A 17,510-nucleotide genomic window follows, 5' to 3' on the forward strand; every position below is an offset into this window, starting at 1 on the left:
TGACCGCGAACAATCCCGGCAGGAGACCGGAAAGACGTGGACGGGTGTCGCCGCGTGGCTGATACCCTACGGGGAGGAAACATGTCTCAAGCTCAGGAATTCGAGAAGGTTCTCTCTGGCAGCGACACGAGCGTTGCCGCGTTTGACGAGCATAAATCGGCGGTCAGACGCATCCAGCATTTTCTGCACTCGACGCCGGCCGCGGTGCCGCTGATCGTTCTGGTCCTGGCGATCATCGTGTTCGGCCTCACCATTGGCGGGCGTTTCTTCTCGTCCTACACGCTGACGCTGATCCTGCAGCAGATCGCCATCGTCGGCATACTGGGTGCCGCCCAGACCCTGGTCATCCTCACCGCCGGCATCGACCTGTCGATTGGCGTCATCATGGTGATTTCGGCTGTGATCATGGGCAATTGCGCCGTCAGCTACGGCCTGCCGAGCGTCCTTGCCGTGGCGATCGGACTTGCCGCGGGTGCTGCCTGCGGGCTGCTCAACGGGGTGCTTGTCGCCTACATGAAACTGCCGCCATTCATCGTGACGCTCGGCACCTGGAACATCGTCATGGCGACGAACTTCATCTATTCGGCCAATGAGACGATCCGCGACACCGACGTCGACGTTCAGGCGCCGCTGCTGCATCTGTTCGCGCTCAGCTTCAAGGTCGGCACCGCTGTGCTGACGGCCGGCGTGATTGCGATGGTCGCGCTCGTGCTGCTCCTCTGGTACGTGCTCAATCACACGGCATGGGGCCGCCATGTCTACGCTGTCGGCGACGACCAGGAGGCGGCGAAACTGTCGGGTATCCAGACCAAGAAGGTGCTCATGACGGTCTATACCCTGGCCGGGCTGATCGCCGCTTTCGCCGCCTGGGTCTCCATCGGTCGCAATGGGTCGATCTCGCCGTCGGCCGCCGTGACCGACTACAATCTGCAGGCGATTACCGCCACGGTGATCGGCGGTATTTCTCTTTTCGGCGGCCGCGGCTCGATCCTCGGCACGCTGTTCGGCGCGATGATCGTCGGTGTCGTCTCCATGGGCCTCAACATGCTGGGCGCCGATCCGCAATGGAAGGTGCTGCTCACCGGCGTGCTGATCATCGGCGCCGTGGCGGTCGATCAATGGATCAGAAAGGTTTCGGCATGACCCAGGACCCTATCCTCACCGCTCGCGGACTGGTCAAGCGCTACGGCCGCGTCACCGCCTTGGACAATGCCGATTTCGACCTCTACCCCGGCGAAATCCTCGCTGTTATCGGCGACAACGGCGCCGGCAAGTCGTCGCTCATCAAGGCGATTTCAGGCGCTGTCGTGCCCGATGAAGGCGAAATCCGGCTTGAGGGCAAACCGGTCGCCTTCAAATCGCCCATGGAGGCCCGCGAAGCCGGCATCGAGACCGTCTACCAGAACCTGGCGCTGTCGCCGGCGCTGTCGATCGCCGACAACATGTTTCTCGGCCGCGAGATCCGCAAGCCCGGCTTTGTCGGCCAATGGCTTCGCATGCTCGACCGTCCGGCGATGGAAAAGCGCGCCCGCGACAAGCTGACTGAACTCGGCCTGATGACCATCCAGAACATCAGCCAGGCGGTGGAGACGCTATCCGGCGGCCAGCGCCAGGGCGTGGCAGTGGCGCGCGCCGCCGCTTTCGGCTCCAAGATGGTCATCATGGACGAGCCGACGGCAGCACTTGGCGTCAAGGAAAGCCGCCGCGTGCTGGAACTCATCCTCGACGTGAAGAAGCGGGGCCTGCCGATCGTGCTGATCTCGCACAACATGCCGCATGTCTTCGAAGTGGCAGACCGCATCCACATCCATCGGCTGGGTCGTCGGCTGTGCGTCATCGATCCCAAACAACATACAATGTCCGATGCCGTCGCCTTCATGACCGGGGCAAAGACGCCGCCGGAGGCGGCGCTAGCGGCCTGAACTGCCAAATTGCCGCTGGGTAAGTCGCCTCCGGCTTACTTAAATCGATTGAACGTTTGCTGCAATGCGGTAGCATGGGCTGGGATGAATGATGAAAGCCGGTATGATCGTGGCAAACGCACGAGAGGCAGCATGACGCGCACGATGACATCCGACCCCCTCCCGCCACTGCTTGAAAATCCCGACCCCAAGACGCTCGCAAGGGAAGTCTTGATGGCCCTCAAATACAGGGTCGGCAAGGACACCACCGTCGCCACCCAGTACGATTGGCTGACCGCCTCGATCAAGGTCGTGCGCGACCGCATCGTCGATCGCTGGATGCAGGCGACGAAAGAGGCCTACGCCCAGCAGGAAAAGCGCGTCTATTACCTCTCGCTGGAGTTCCTCATCGGCCGCCTGATGCGTGACGCCTTCTCCAATCTCGGCCTGATGGAGAACATGCGCGAGGCGTTGTCGTCGCTGGGTGTGGAACTCGACCTCATCGCCACGCTTGAGCCGGATGCAGCACTTGGCAATGGCGGCCTCGGCCGGCTCGCCGCCTGCTTCATGGAAAGCATGGCCACCGTCGATATTCCCGCGCATGGCTACGGTATCCGCTACGCCAACGGCATGTTCCGCCAGGAGATCCATGACGGCTGGCAGGTGGAATTGCCCGAGACCTGGCTCGATCACGGCAATCCCTGGGAGTTCGAACGCCGCGAACGGTCGTTCGAGGTCGGGTTCGGCGGCTCGGTGGAATCGGTCACCACCAGGGATGGCCGGCTGGAACGCCATGTCTGGAAGCCGACCGAGCATGTGCTGGCCGTCGCCTACGACACACCCGTCGTCGGCTGGCGGGGGAACCGCGTCAACACCTTGCGGCTTTGGTCGGGCATGCCGGTCGATCCGATCCTGCTCGACAAGTTCAATGCTGGCGACCACATCGGCGCACTCGCCGAAAGCAACAAGGCCGACGCGTTGTCGCGCGTGCTCTATCCCGCCGATTCCCACATGGCAGGGCAGGAACTCAGGCTGCGGCAGGAATATTTTTTCTCCACCGCCTCTTTGCAGGACATCGTGCAGCGGCATCTCAGTCAATATGGCGACCTGAAGTCGCTGCCCGACAAGGCGGCAATCCACCTCAATGACACCCATCCGGCGATCGCCGTGCCGGAGCTGATGCGCCTCCTGATGGACGTCCACGGCATGGATTTCGACCAGGCCTGGGACACCACCAAACGCACCTTCGGCTATACCAACCACACGCTGCTGCCGGAGGCGTTGGAAAGCTGGCCGGTGCCGCTGTTCGAGCGGCTTTTGCCGCGCCACATGCAGATCGTCTACGCCATCAATGCGCAGGTGCTGCTCGAGGCGCGCGCCACCAATCAGTTCTCCGGCGAGCAGATCAGCCGCATCTCGCTGATCCAGGAGAATGGCGACCGTCGCGTGCGCATGGGCAATCTCGCCTTCGTCGGCTCGCATTCGATCAATGGGGTCTCGGCGCTGCACACCGAGCTCATGAAGGAAACGGTGTTCGCCGACCTGCACACGCTTTATCCCGACCGCATCAACAACAAGACCAACGGCATCACGCCGCGGCGCTGGCTGATCCAGTGCAACCCAGGTCTGACCGCACTCGCCCGCGAGGCGATCGGCGACCGCTTCCTGGATGATATCGAGGCCATCAAGGGGCTCGATGCCTTTGCCGCCGATACCGCTTTCCGCGAAAAATTCGCCGGAGTGAAGCGGCAGAACAAGGTGAAGTTGGCCAATCTCGTCGCCGACCGGCTCGGCATCAGGCTTGATCCCTCGGCGCTGTTCGACATCCAGGTCAAGCGCATCCACGAATACAAGCGCCAACTCCTGAACATCCTCGAGGCGGTCGCGCTCTACGACCAGATCCGCTCGCACCCGGAGCGCGACTGGATGCCGCGCGTGAAATTCTTCGGCGGCAAGGCTGCGCCCAGCTACCACAATGCCAAGCTGATCATCAAACTGGCCAACGACGTTGCCAGGGTCATCAACCGCGATCCGGCCGTTCGCGGCTTGCTCAAGGTGGTGTTCGTGCCGAACTACAATGTCAGCCTCGCCGAGATCATGATGCCGGCCGCCGACCTCTCCGAGCAGATATCGACCGCCGGCATGGAGGCTTCGGGCACCGGCAACATGAAGTTCGCGCTGAACGGCGCGCTGACCATTGGCACGCTCGACGGCGCCAATGTCGAAATCAAGGAGTGCGTCGGCGACGACAACATCTTCATCTTCGGCCTGACCACGGCGGAGGTCGCCGAGCGCCGCAACAATGGCTACGATCCGCGTGGCGTCATCAAGGCATCGCCCGAACTGTCGCAGGCGCTCGCGGCCGTTTCATCGGGCGTCTTTTCGCCCGATGATCCCAACCGCTACCGCGATCTCATCAATGGTCTCTACGACAGCGACTGGTTCATGGTCGCGGCGGATTTCGACGCCTATGCCGCTTGCCAGCGAGACGTCGACGCCGTCTGGCGCAACAGTCCGGACTGGTACGCCAGGGCAATCCGCAACGTCGCGCGCGTCGGCTGGTTCTCTTCCGATCGCACGATCCGCCAATACGCGAAAGACATCTGGAACGTACCTGCCTGATGTGATTGCATGAGGCCAAGAACGATGTAGTCCGGGGTGTGAGTTCAAACGCCGAATTTATACCTTAAAACAAACATTTGGTGCCCGGGGAGGGACACTGCCCGATGAGGAAACCGCGCGCGACCGCTGCGACAAGCGGGCCGGACGGATCGGCGCCGGCCAGCGATGTCGCGGCGATTGTCGCCGGCACGCACGGCAATCCGTTTGCGGTCCTCGGCGTCCATGAGGTGGGCAAGAACCTGTTTGCCCGCTGTTTCGTTCCGCATGCGGAGTTCGTCACCGCCTATACGCTGACCGGCATGATTGCTGGTGAACTGTCCAGGCGTGACGATGGCGGCTTTTTCGAAGGCAAGCTGTCGATCAAGAAGCGCCAGCCATTGCGCTATCACGCCAGGAATGCCGGGGGCGACTGGTGGTTGACGGATCCCTATTCTTTTGGCCCGGTGCTCGGTCCGATGGACGATTACTACATTGCCGAGGGCTCGCATCTGAGGCTGTTCGACAAGCTCGGCGCGCATGTCATCGAGCACGAAGGCGCCACCGGAGTGCATTTCGCCGTCTGGGCCCCCAATGCAAGGCGCGTCTCGGTGGTCGGCGATTTCAACGACTGGGACGGCCGCCGCCATTCGATGCGCGACCGCCGCGACACCGGCATCTGGGAGGTATTCATCCCCGATATCGGCGCCGGCAGGCCCTACAAGTACGAGATCATCGGCCCCGATGGCGTGAGATTGCCGCTGAAGGCCGATCCGTTTGCCTTCAAGTCCGAACTGCGCCCGGCGACCGCGTCGGTGACCGCTGCGTCGCCCGCCCATCAATGGGGCGACGAGGCGCATCGCAGTTTCTGGCGCAATGCCGATCCCCGGCGCGAGGCCATCTCCATCTACGAGGTCCATGCCGGCTCCTGGCAGCTTCGCGACGATGGAACGTTTCTGTCATGGGATGAACTGGCCGACCGGCTGATCCCCTATGTCGTCGAGACCGGCTTCACCCACATCGAGTTCATGCCGATCTCCGAACATCCCTATGATCCCTCCTGGGGCTACCAGACGACAGGCCTCTATGCGCCATCGGCGCGCTTTGGCGACCCGGCCGGCTTTGCCCGCTTTGTCGACGGCGCCCACCGTGCCGGCGTCGGCGTCATCCTCGACTGGGTGCCGGCGCATTTTCCGGTCGACGAGCACGGCCTTGTCCATTTCGACGGCACTGCGCTCTACGAGCATGCCGATCCGCGCCAGGGCTTTCATCCCGACTGGAACACCGCGATCTACAATTTCGGCCGCCGCGAGGTGGTGTCGTTCCTGGTCAACAACGCGTTGTTCTGGGCCGAAAAATATCATGTCGACGGCCTGCGCGTCGACGCGGTCGCCTCGATGCTCTACCTCGATTATTCGCGCAAGGCAGGCGAATGGATTCCTAACGAGAAGGGCGGCCGCGAGAACCTCGAGGCGGTCAGCTTCCTGCAGAAGATGAACAAGGAGCTCTACGGCCACCATCCGGGCGTCATGACCATCGCCGAGGAATCGACCTCGTGGCCGAAGGTCTCGGCGCCGGTCCATGAAGGCGGGCTGGGCTTCGGCTTCAAGTGGAACATGGGCTTCATGCACGACACGCTGGAGTATTTTTCCAGGGAGCCGATCTTCCGCAAACACCACCACAACGACCTTACCTTCGGCCTGGTCTATGCCTTCTCGGAGAATTTCGTGCTGCCGCTCTCGCATGACGAGGTCGTGCACGGCAAAGGCACGCTGCTTGGCAAGATGGCCGGCGACGACTGGCAGAAATTCGCGACATTGCGCGCCTACTACGCTTTCATGTGGGGCTACCCCGGCAAGAAGCTGCTGTTCATGGGCCAGGAGTTCGCGCAGCGCCGCGAATGGAGCGAGGCGCGCGCGCTCGACTGGAATCTTCTCGATTTCCGCTCGCATCGCGGTGTCTGGCAGGTGGTGCGCGACCTCAACTATCTCTACCGCTCGCGACCGGCCCTGCACGGCCGCGACTGCGAGCCGGAGGGCTTTTCCTGGCTGATCGTCGACGACAGCCAGAATTCCGTCTTCGCCTGGCTGCGCAGCGCGCCGGGAGGCAATCCGGTCGCGATCATCTCCAATTTCACGCCGGTGCCGCGCGACAACTACCGCGTGCCGCTGCCGAAAGCCGGCACATGGCGCGAGATCATCAACACGGACGCTTCCGAATATGGCGGATCCGGCAAGGGCAATGGCGGCGCCGTCGAAGCGCGGGCGGAGGAAGGGGGCATCTCCGCAACGATGCTCTTGCCGCCGCTGTCGACGATCATGCTTGAACTGGTCGCGGAACAAGCCATGTCGAGACCGGGTAACTTGGGAGGGTAGAAAATGGCAAACTCGAAACGAACCCAGCCGCTGGCCCGCGACGCCATGGCCTATGTGCTGGCCGGCGGGCGCGGCAGCCGCCTCAAGGAACTGACCGACCGGCGCGCCAAGCCGGCGGTCTATTTCGGCGGCAAGACGCGCATCATCGATTTCGCGCTCTCCAACGCCCTCAACTCCGGCATCCGCCGCCTTGGCGTTGCAACCCAATACAAGGCGCATTCGCTGATCCGCCATTTGCAGCGCGGCTGGAACTTCCTGCGGCCCGAACGAAACGAAAGCTTCGATATCCTGCCGGCCAGCCAGCGCGTGTCGGAAACCCAGTGGTATGAAGGCACGGCCGACGCGGTCTACCAGAACATCGACATCATCGAGGCCTATGGCCCCGAATACATGGTCATCCTCGCCGGCGATCACATCTACAAGATGGACTACGAGCTGATGCTGCGCCAGCATGTCGACGCCGGCGCCGATGTCACCGTCGGCTGCCTCGAAGTGCCGCGCATGGAGGCCACGGGCTTCGGCGTCATGCATGTCGATGCCAAGGACAACATCATCGCCTTCGTCGAAAAGCCGGCCGACCCTCCCGGCATTCCAGACAAACCGGAGTTTGCCCTGGCCTCGATGGGCATCTACGTGTTCAAGACCAAGTTCCTGATGGAGCAGCTGCGCCGCGATGCGGCCGAGCCCGGTTCAAGCCGCGACTTCGGCAAGGACATCATCCCCTATATCGTCGAGCACGGTAAGGCGATCGCCCACCGCTTCGCCAAGTCCTGCGTGCGCTCGACCGCGGAAAATGAGGCCTACTGGCGCGATGTCGGCACCGTCGATGCCTATTGGGAAGCCAATATCGACCTGACCGACGTGACGCCCGAACTCGACCTCTACGATCGCGACTGGCCGATCTGGACCTATGCCGAGTTGAAGCCGCCGGCGAAGTTCGTGCATGACGAGGATGGACGGCGCGGTTCGGCCGTGTCCTCGCTGGTATCGGGCGACTGCATCGTCTCGGGCGCGACGCTCAGGAAAAGCCTGATTTTCACCGGCGCGCGCATCAATTCCTATTCGACGCTGGAAGAAGTCGTCATGCTGCCCGACGTCCATGTCGGCCGGAACGCAACGTTGAAGCGCGTCGTCATCGACCACGGTGTAAGGATACCGGAAGGGCTGGTGGTCGGTGAGGATCCCGTGCTCGACGCCAAGCGCTTCCGCGTTTCGGAAAAGGGCATCTGCCTGATCACGCAGGACATGATCAACAAGTTGTCAACCTGATCAGTTTGATCAACAAGTTGTCAATCCGATCGGGTTGATCAACAAGCTGTCACTTTAGGGTGGTTTGTGCATGTCCTTGCCCCAGAACCGCTGCACGGTTTGGGCTACATGCACCAGGAGCGGTTCGGTAAGCGCATGCAGGTTCTGTCGGTCACGCCAGAGATCTTTCCGCTGATCAAGACCGGCGGGCTTGCCGATGTGACCGGCGCGCTGCCCGTCGCGCTGGCCGCCAAAGGCGTGACGATGCGCACGCTTATTCCCGGTTTTCCCATGGTGATGGACGCCTTCAAGAAGAAAAAGTCTGTCTACAAGTATCCGCTGCTGCAGGGCGGCAAGGCTTCGGTCCATTCTGTCCAGCTTGCCGGGCTCGATCTTTTCGTGCTCGATGCGCCGCATCTGTTCGATCGTCCCGGCGGTCCTTATGGCAATGCCGCGGGTGCCGATTGGCCGGACAATTGGCGCCGTTTCGCAGCGCTCAGCCAAGCCGGCGCCGACATCGCCGGCGGTGCCATCTCCGGTTACATGCCCGATATCGTGCATGCCCATGACTGGCAGTCGGCGATGACGCTGGCCTATATGCGCTATGGCAAGGCGGTCGGCACACCGTCGATGATGACTGTCCACAACCTCGCCTTCCAGGGGCAGTTCGGCGCCGGCATCTTCGGCGAACTCGGACTGCCGACGGCGGCGATGGCGCTTGACGGCGTGGAATATTATGGCGGCGTCGGCTTCCTCAAGGCCGGCCTGCAGGCTGCCTGGGCAATCACCACCGTCAGCCCGACCTATGCGCAGGAAATCCGCTCACCGGAATTCGGCATGGGTCTCGACGGCCTGATCAACATGCGCTCCAGCGATCTCTATGGCATCGTCAACGGCATCGACACCGCCATCTGGAACCCGGAGACCGACAAGCATCTGGTGTCGAACTATACAGCCGCCTCGCTCAAGGCGCGCGCGCCCAACAGGGCCGCTGTCCAGGGCCGTTTCGGGCTCGATCGCGACGGTAGCCCGATCGTCTGCGTCGTTAGCCGCCTGACCTGGCAGAAGGGCATGGACATACTGGCGACGGCGGTCGACGGCATCGTTGCGACGGGCGCGCGGTTGGCTATTCTGGGTTCGGGCGATGCCGGCCTCGAAGGCGCGCTGCTCGCCGCCGCCGCACGCCACCGCGGCCGCATAGGCGTCGTCGTGGGGTATGACGAAGGCCTGTCTCACGTCATGCAGGGCGGCTGCGACGCCATCGTCATCCCGTCGCGCTTCGAGCCTTGTGGACTGACGCAGCTTTATGGCCTGCGCTATGGCTGCGTGCCGGTGGTCGCCCGCACCGGGGGGCTCGCCGACACCATCATCGACGCCAACGAGGCGGCGATTGCCGCCGGCGTGGCGACCGGGTTCCAGTTCGCGCCCAGCGACGGCGGCGCGCTGCTTCATGCCATCCGCCGCCTGGCCGAGGCCCATGCCAGCCCCGCGATCTTCGAGGCCATCCAGCGCCAGGGCATGAAGACCGACCTGTCCTGGGACCGAAGCGCTGACAAATACGTTGAACTCTATCGCCTGCTGCTTTCGAAAAGGGTTGCTTGAAGCATGATACGCACCGTTCCCACCAAACCCTATTCCGACCAGAAGCCCGGCACTTCGGGGCTGCGCAAGAAGGTGCCTGTATTCCAGCAGGAGCACTATGCCGAGAACTTCATCCAGTCGATCTTCGACGCGCTGGACGGGTTCAAGGGCGAGACCCTGGTGATCGGCGGCGACGGCCGCTTCTACAATCGCGAGGTCATCCAGAAGGCCATCGCCATGGCCGCCGCCAACGGGTTTGGCAAGGTGATGGTCGGGCAGGGCGGCATCTTGTCGACGCCGGCCGCTTCGCATGTCATCCGCAAATACAAGACGTTCGGCGGCATCATCCTGTCGGCCAGCCACAATCCGGGCGGCCCGCACGAGGATTTCGGCATCAAGTACAATGCCGGCAATGGCGGCCCGGCGCCGGAAAAGCTGACCGATGCGATCTTCGCCAGGACCAAGGCGATCTCCAGCTTCAAGACCGTCGACATCGATCCGATCGACATCGACGCGATCGGCACGGTCAAGGCCGCCGGCATGACGGTCGAGATCATCGATCCGGTCGTCGACTATGCCGAGCTGATGGAAAGCCTGTTCGATTTCGACGCGCTGCGCAAACTGTTCAAGTCGGGCTTTCGCATGCGCTTCGACGCCATGCACGCGGTGACCGGCCCCTACGCCAAGGAGATCCTCGAACACCGGCTTGGCGCGCCCGACGGCACCTGCCGCAACTTCAAGCCGCTGCCGGATTTCGGCGGCCACCATCCGGATCCGAACCTGGTCCATGCCAAACATCTCTATGACGAGATGATGGGACCGGACGCCCCGGATTTCGGTGCCGCTTCCGACGGTGACGGCGACCGCAATTTGATCATCGGCAAGGGCATTTTCGTCACCCCGTCGGATTCTGTCGCCATGCTTGCCGCCAACGCCCGCCTGGCGCCGGGCTACAAGGAAGGCCTGAAGGGCATTGCGCGCTCGATGCCGACCAGTGGGGCCGCCGACCGCGTCGCCGAAAAACTCGGCATTGGCATGTATGAGACGCCGACCGGCTGGAAATTCTTCGGCAATTTGCTCGACGCCGGCATGGCGACGATCTGCGGCGAGGAAAGTGCGGGCACCGGCTCCAACCATGTGCGCGAGAAGGACGGCCTGTGGGCCGTGCTTTTGTGGCTCAACATCCTCGCCGCGCGCGGCGAGAGCTGTAAGCAGATCGTCACCGAGCACTGGGCGACCTACGGCCGAAACTATTATTCGCGCCATGATTACGAGGAAGTCGAGAGCGGGCGCGCCAATGCGCTGGTCGATGAACTGCGCGCAAAGCTTGGCTCGCTGCCGGGCACCAGCGTGCGCGGCCTGAAGATCGCCAATGCCGACGACTTCACCTATCACGATCCGGTCGACGGTTCGGTGAGCGAGCATCAAGGCATCAGGGTGCTGTTCGAAGGCGGCTCGCGCGTCGTCTTCCGGCTTTCCGGCACGGGCACCTCGGGCGCCACCTTGCGCGTCTACATCGAGCGCTACGAGCCGGACAAGGCCAGGCACGATCTCGATACGCAGAAGGCGCTCGCCGATCTGATCGCAGCAGCGGATGACATCGCGGGAATCAGGAGCCATACCGGCCGCGACAAGCCGAGCGTGATTACTTGAGCGTGGCGGTGGCTTCACCCTCCCCCTTGTGGGGAGGGTCGATCCGCGTAGCGGGTCGGGGTGGGGGTGCTCGTAGAGGGCTTTGCCGGCGTCACCCCCCACCCCGCTCACTTCGTTCGCGACCCTTCCCACAAGGGGGAGGGTGGAGGACGCGCCGATGACCTCACTAGGCGCCACCATCACCCCCGACGGCATCCGCCTTGCCGCCTGGTCCTCGTCGGCGCGCCGCCTCTGGGTCTCGATCTTCGACGAACAGGGAAACCGCGAACTCGACCGGCTGGAGCTGAAAGCGGAAGGAGAGGGGGTGCATGCACTCTTCGTCTCCGGCCTTGCCGAGGGCACCCGCTACGGTTTCCGCGCCGATGGCGATTACGCGCCCGAGCGCGGATTTTGGTTCGACCCCGACAAGCTGCTGACCGATCCCTACGCCGTCGAGATCGATCGGCCCTATGCCTATCACTGGCGTCTCGCCGCGCGGCGCAACGAAGGTGCCGACACCGCGCCGCTGATGCCCAAGGCGGTGGCGAAAGCCTTGCTCACGGCTGTGCCTGTGCCGCCGCCGCTGTTCCGTCCGGGCGGCCTGATCTACGAAGTGCCGGTGCGCGCCTTCACCAAGCTGCATCCGGATGTCCCGGAAAAACAGCGCGGCACGACCGCCGCACTTGCTCATCCGGCTATCGTCGAGCACCTGCAAAGGCTCGGCGTCTCCGCCGTCGAACTGATGCCGGTGACCGCATCGATCGACGAGCGGCATCTGCCGCCGCTCGGGTTGAGCAACGCCTGGGGTTATAACCCTGTCACCTTCATGGCACTAGACCCGCGCCTGGCCCCTGGCGGCCTGGCCGAATTGCGCGTTACCGTTGCCGCGCTGCGTGCGGCCGGCATCGGCACCATTCTCGACCTCGTCTTCAACCACACGGGCGAAAGTGACAGGCTCGGTCCGACATTGTCGCTGCGCGGCCTAGACAATCAGGCTTATTACCGGCATCAGCCGGATGGCAGGCTGGTCAATGACACCGGTACCGGCAACACGATTGCCTGCGATCACCCGGCGGTGCGGGAAATGGTGCTCGACACGCTTCGCCATTTTGTCCGCCATGCCGGCGTCGACGGTTTTCGTTTCGACCTGGCACCGGTGCTGGGGCGCGTCAACGGCACATTCGAAGCGCAAGCGCCGTTGCTGGAGGCGATGCGCGAGGATGCGCTGTTGGCCGGCCGTGTGTTGATCGCCGAGCCCTGGGACATCGGTCTCGATGGCTATCAGCTCGGCAACTTCCCCTCCCGCTTCCTGGAATGGAACGATCGTTATCGCGACGATGCCAAGCGCTTCTGGCGCGGCGATGCCGGCATGGTTGGTACGCTGGCGACACGACTTGCCGGTTCGTCCGATATTTTCGCCAAGGGCGGCCAGCCCGCCAGCCGCACGGTGAATTTCATCGCGGCCCATGACGGCATGACGCTGGCCGACATCGTTGCTTATGAGGAGAAGCATAACGAGGCCAATGGTGAGCAAAATCGCGATGGCCACAACGAGAACCTGTCCTGGAACAACGGCGTCGAGGGCGCGACGGACGACGCGGCAATCGCGAAGGCGCGCTTCAGCGACCAGTGTGCGCTGCTCGCCACGCTGTTCGCCTCGCGCGGCACGATCATGCTGACGGCCGGCGACGAATTCAGCCGCAGCCAGCAAGGCAATAACAACGCTTATGCGCAGGACAACAACATCACCTGGCTCGACTGGAAGGGGCGTGACCAGGCGCTGGAAGGCTACGCGCGTGCACTGGCCGCCTTGCGCCGCGCGGTGCCGGCGCTCTCTAATACAGATTTCCTCACCGGCCAGCCGCTGGCCGGGTCGGACACTGCCGACGTCGCCTGGCTCACCGAGACGGGGGCGCTGCTCGGCGAGGCGGAGTGGAACGATCCCGCCCGGCATCGCCTCGTCATGCTGCTCGGCGGCGTGGATGGCCGGCTTGCCGTCATGGTCAATGGCGATCGCCGCCAATGCATCTTCACATTGCCCGCGCGAGACGGATTCCGATGGCATCCCGCCATCGAAGCGCAAGCAGTTGATCTTTCTCGCGCGCTGCCGGGCCGCAGCGTGAATTTCATGATCGAGCGCAGGACGGAAGGGCCCAGACAGGGAAAGGGTCGTGATGACTGACGACAATGCCGAGCGAGCGGCCGACTGGTGGCGCGGTTGCGTCATTTACCAGGTCTACCCGCGTTCCTTCCAGGACACGACCGGCGACGGCAGCGGCGATCTCGCCGGCATCACATCAAGGCTCGCCCACATTGCCTCGCTCGGCGCCGATGCCGTCTGGCTGTCGCCTTTCTTCAAGTCGCCGATGGCCGATATGGGCTACGACGTGTCGGATTATTGCGACGTCGATCCGATGTTCGGCACGTTGGAGGATTTCGATACACTGGTTGCCGAAGCGCACCGGCTTGGCCTGAAAATCATCATCGACCAGGTGCTGTCGCACTCCTCCGACAGGCACGAATGGTTCGTCGAAAGCCGCGCCAGCCGCGACAATCCAAAGGCCGATTGGTACGTGTGGGCCGACGCCAGACCGGATGGTGGTGTGCCCAACAACTGGCTGTCGGTCTTCGGCGGCCCCTCGTGGGAATGGGATGCGACCCGCCGGCAGTACTATCTGCACAATTTCCTCGCTTCGCAGCCGGATCTCAACTTTCACAACCCGGAGGTCCAGGACGCGCTTCTGGATACAGTGCGGTTCTGGTTGGAGCGCGGCGTCGACGGCTTCCGGCTGGACACCGTCAACTACTACGTCCACGACCGCTGGCTGCGCAGCAACCCGCCCTTGGCGTCGAGCGTTGCAGGCACCAACACCGAGACCAACACCTACCTCTACCAGGAGCACCTGTTCGACAAGACGCAGCCGGAAAATCTAGCGTTCCTGCGGCGCTTTCGGGCGCTGCTCGACGAGTACGGGGATCGCGCCGCCGTCGGCGAAATCGGTGATGAGGGGCGCTCCCTACAGACGCTGGCCGCCTACACCTCCGGCGGCGACAAGCTGCAGATGTGCTACACCTTCGATCTGCTTGGCCCGCAATTTTCGGCGGCGCATGTGCGCGGCTGTGTCGAGGCTTTCGAAAACGCTGTCGTAGATGGCTGGGTCTGCTGGGCGTTTTCCAACCATGACGTCATGCGTCATGTCAGCCGCTGGACGCGGCCGGGCGGCGATCCTGACGTGGTGGCCAAATTCTCGATCATGCTGCTCTCTTGCCTGCGTGGCTCGATCTGCCTCTACCAGGGCGAGGAACTCGGTTTGCCGGAGGCGGAACTTGCCTATGAGGACCTGCGCGATCCGGTAGGCATCCGCTTCTGGCCCGGTGTGAAGGGAAGGGATGGCTGCCGCACGCCCATGGTCTGGGAGTCCGGCGCCGATAATGCGGGCTTCTCCACCGGTAAACCCTGGCTGCCGGTGCCGGAAAGCCATCGCGCTCGCGCGGTCGATGTACAGAGCGGCGATGAGCAATCGGTACTTTCCGCCTACCGTTCGGCACTCGCTTTGCGCAAGCGGCATCCGGCGCTGGTCGGCGGTTCGATCCGCTTTCTCGACGCCGAAGGCGTGCTGGCCTTTGTCCGCGAGCATGGCGATGAGAGGCTGCTTTGTGCCTTCAATTTCGCCGGGGAACCGGCCAATTGGCCGCTGCCGCAAGACTTAGGAGCGGTTGCGAAACTTGGCGGCGATGCCTCGCTCGCCGGAGAAGCCGTGCTTTTGCTGCCGACACTCGGATGCTTTCTTGGACACCTTGCCTAGATCAGCGCGTGCCGGCCATCTTACTGGACAAGCACGGCACGTCCGCACGTTGCGCCGGTGACCCGGACGTCGGCTTCACCGAGACGCACGCCAAGAGCTTCGAGCAGATTGGTAAGCAACGTGTCGACCGGAGCTGTTACGCTGTTCAGAAGTGCCACCACTGGCGGGCTTACGGTTGCGATCAGCGTGTTCAGATTCAGCAGCGGCAGACCGAGTAAATTCGCCGTCAGCGACAAATCGCTGACCAGCGACGTAGTCAACGACTGGGTAAAATTTTGGGTGTAAGCGGTCCTTATCGTCTTGGCATCGATATCGGCCTTGTTGAAAGTCAACGTCGTTGGCGTGTTGTTGGCCATGTCGAACGCCGCTGAGCCCACCACCGACAGCACCGGGATGATCAGAAGTTTCACGCTCGCGATTTCCGTGTTGGAAAACGTCTCCTTGTTGGTGAAATCGGCAAAGCCGGCGCTGCTGCTGTCGCCGAGATGCCCTTCGACGATACCGGGACGGGTGGCGATGGTCACCTTGATGCTGCTGGGGCCTGTCGGACAACTTATGTCGGTGAGCTTGGCCTCGGCATAGGCGACTTCGACATGCAGAGGCAGACTGAACGACACCAGGGTGATACCGCCTCCGACATTGCTGTTGCCGGCTCCGATCTTCACCACCAGCTTGATACGGGTCTGGGCCGTCCGCACAATGGTGCCGACTTCGCCAACCTTCAGCCATGGCGAGGATTGCGGCGGTTCGCCGACGGCGATGGCGAGCGTGCTCGACAGCACCCCCGGTATGCCGGTGCTGAGACCGAGGTCGATCTGCTTCGAACCGTTTGCCAGTTCGGCGGCGGCCATCAGCATTCCCATCGCGCTGGCGTCAACGCCAAGGCCGGCTGGCCTCTGCCCGAGGCCAAGTCTGCCGAGGGGGCCGAGGTCGATGAGATGGCTGAGCGGAATCTTGACCGTGTTGGTCGATTTGCTTGCCATGGTTTGCAAGGCGACCTTGGCCGTGTTGCCGAGCCCGGGAACATTGGCCATGGCGGTGGCGATCTGGCCGACTGTAGCCTTTGAGGCCAGAACGTCCGCATAGGTCACGCCCGTCAGGTTCAATTGCACCGCCAGGGCATCGACGAAGGAAAGCACGCTGACATCGGCGGAGATCAATCCGTTGTAGTCCATGACGCTGAGCGAGATGTTGCCGCCTAGGAGGCCGCCGAGAAGCGCGTTGAGGATGGGGCTGTTGCTGGTATTGACGCTGAGCAACCTCGATCCGACCGAGAAAGTGGCCTGTGGCGTCATGCTGGCGGTGGCTTCGGTGCCAATGATGGGCGTTGGGATCAGCGAGCTTGCGAAATAGCGGTTGGGGATCTTGCGCAGGGTCACATGAACCGCGTTGTAAGGGGTTACGCCTGCTTGGAAGCGTTGATCCACATTGACCGAGGATGCCCCTGCATATCGGCCCCGCGTGACCGTCACGACGGTTTTGCCCACCGCCGCGGGAATGGTTTGACCCGAGCCCTGAACGACGACACCTGGCATCCCGTTGTCGGTGAGCGTGGTCAAGACTGCGGTCTGGACGTTGTTGATGTTCGAAGCCGCGGTGATCGCTGCCAGGTCGACCATCGCCTGTGCTTCTCGGCGCTCGGTGTAAATGGAGGCCTCGTCGATCGCCACCGCTGCCAGCGCCAGCGCGACCGGCGCGCTCAACGCCGTCATCACCGTGAAATTCGCTCGCCGGTCACCAAGCATCAGGCGTGCAAGCCTGCCAATCTTCAAGTGCGCGCAGAGCAGCATTTAGATGCCCCCGACCCTGATCGTTGATTGGCGTTTGATCGTTGTACCCGGCATGGCTATGCCCGGAAAGAGATTCCAGATCGGCAGGTTTCGGGCATCGTACTGGATCGACACCACGAACTGATTGCCGTCCGCCGTGCTGTCATTGGCCTGATAAGTCAGCTTGCTGGCGTCGACGAAGGGATATCCACCGGCATTATTGGCGAGAAACGAGGCCACGAGCGTCTGCCGCTCGGTCTGGTTCAGCCCCGAGATGGCCGTCCGGGCGGCGTCCGCCGCGATCTGCTGTATTGAATTGGCCGCGCCGAAATAGACACCGTATGCAACCATTCCGAGCAGGAGAAGGATGAATATCGGTGAAAGGAGAGCGAACTCAACCGCCGAAGTTGCCGAAGTGTCTGTCTGGAATCGGCGCCCCTGGACCCGGCGAATGACGTTCTGAACCATGCCGCCGAGCATGCCAAAGTTCGCATGCAAAAAGCGAAAACTCTAGGCGCAACCTGGAAGTGTGTATGATTGAAAAGCTACGCTAATTTAGCCGCGGCTTCTTTGATTCCTGGCTATTGACTTAGGGTCAAT

The 17,510-nt window shown here is 62.8% G+C and carries 11 protein-coding genes; 9 read left to right on the forward strand and 2 right to left on the reverse strand.

Annotated features, from left to right (window positions below):
* The first annotated feature begins 81 nt into the window (after window positions 1–81).
* The 9 genes from FJ490_RS01890 to FJ490_RS01930 all read left to right on the forward strand — a co-directional run bounded on the left by FJ490_RS01890 (window position 82) and on the right by FJ490_RS01930 (window position 15,141).
* Window positions 82–1,143: an ABC transporter permease gene (locus tag FJ490_RS01890; protein ID WP_140494823.1), complete on the forward strand. Its 1,062-nt coding sequence runs from the start codon at window positions 82–84 to the stop codon at window positions 1,141–1,143.
* The gene (locus FJ490_RS01895; protein ID WP_140495053.1) at window positions 1,140–1,922 is read left to right on the forward strand and encodes an ATP-binding cassette domain-containing protein; all 783 of its coding nucleotides are present in this window, start codon (window positions 1,140–1,142) and stop codon (window positions 1,920–1,922) included. Before FJ490_RS01890 ends, FJ490_RS01895 begins: the two co-directional genes overlap by 4 nt.
* A gap of 132 nt (window positions 1,923–2,054) precedes the next feature.
* Window positions 2,055–4,523, forward strand: coding sequence for a glycogen/starch/alpha-glucan phosphorylase (locus tag FJ490_RS01900; protein ID WP_140662996.1), 2,469 nt, complete (start codon window positions 2,055–2,057; stop codon window positions 4,521–4,523).
* A gap of 104 nt (window positions 4,524–4,627) precedes the next feature.
* Window positions 4,628–6,874: a 1,4-alpha-glucan branching protein GlgB gene (glgB, locus tag FJ490_RS01905; RefSeq protein WP_140564227.1), complete on the forward strand. Its 2,247-nt coding sequence runs from the start codon at window positions 4,628–4,630 to the stop codon at window positions 6,872–6,874.
* Between the two features lie 3 nt (window positions 6,875–6,877).
* On the forward strand, window positions 6,878–8,143 hold the full coding sequence (gene glgC / locus FJ490_RS01910) for a glucose-1-phosphate adenylyltransferase (protein ID WP_140494816.1): 1,266 nt from the start codon (window positions 6,878–6,880) through the stop codon (window positions 8,141–8,143).
* A 135-nt stretch (window positions 8,144–8,278) separates the two neighbouring features.
* Window positions 8,279–9,724, forward strand: coding sequence for a glycogen synthase GlgA (gene glgA / locus FJ490_RS01915; protein WP_140728150.1), 1,446 nt, complete (start codon window positions 8,279–8,281; stop codon window positions 9,722–9,724).
* A 3-nt stretch (window positions 9,725–9,727) separates the two neighbouring features.
* Window positions 9,728–11,356 carry an alpha-D-glucose phosphate-specific phosphoglucomutase gene (locus tag FJ490_RS01920; protein ID WP_140514918.1) on the forward strand — a complete coding sequence of 543 codons (1,629 nt, stop codon included), beginning with the start codon at window positions 9,728–9,730 and terminating at the stop codon, window positions 11,354–11,356.
* Between the two features lie 157 nt (window positions 11,357–11,513).
* Window positions 11,514–13,517: a glycogen debranching protein GlgX gene (glgX, locus tag FJ490_RS01925; RefSeq protein WP_140728151.1), complete on the forward strand. Its 2,004-nt coding sequence runs from the start codon at window positions 11,514–11,516 to the stop codon at window positions 13,515–13,517.
* Entirely contained in the window at window positions 13,510–15,141 is a 1,632-nt protein-coding gene (locus tag FJ490_RS01930) for an alpha-glucosidase family protein (RefSeq protein WP_140728152.1), read from the forward strand. Before glgX ends, FJ490_RS01930 begins: the two co-directional genes overlap by 8 nt.
* Before the next feature lie 20 nt (window positions 15,142–15,161).
* On the opposite strand, the gene FJ490_RS01935 is transcribed toward FJ490_RS01930, so the two are convergent.
* Together FJ490_RS01935 and FJ490_RS01940 are read right to left on the reverse strand one after the other, a co-directional pair.
* Complete coding sequence (locus FJ490_RS01935) at window positions 15,162–16,931, reverse strand: TadG family pilus assembly protein (protein WP_140728153.1); 1,770 nt, start codon at window positions 16,929–16,931, stop codon at window positions 15,162–15,164.
* Window positions 16,932–17,378: a TadE/TadG family type IV pilus assembly protein gene (locus tag FJ490_RS01940; RefSeq protein WP_140555953.1), complete on the reverse strand. Its 447-nt coding sequence runs from the start codon at window positions 17,376–17,378 to the stop codon at window positions 16,932–16,934.
* Window positions 17,379–17,510: the final 132 nt, after the last annotated feature.

This window comes from Mesorhizobium sp. B2-5-11, from assembly GCF_006440835.1.
Classification (GTDB): Bacteria; Pseudomonadota; Alphaproteobacteria; order Rhizobiales; family Rhizobiaceae; genus Mesorhizobium.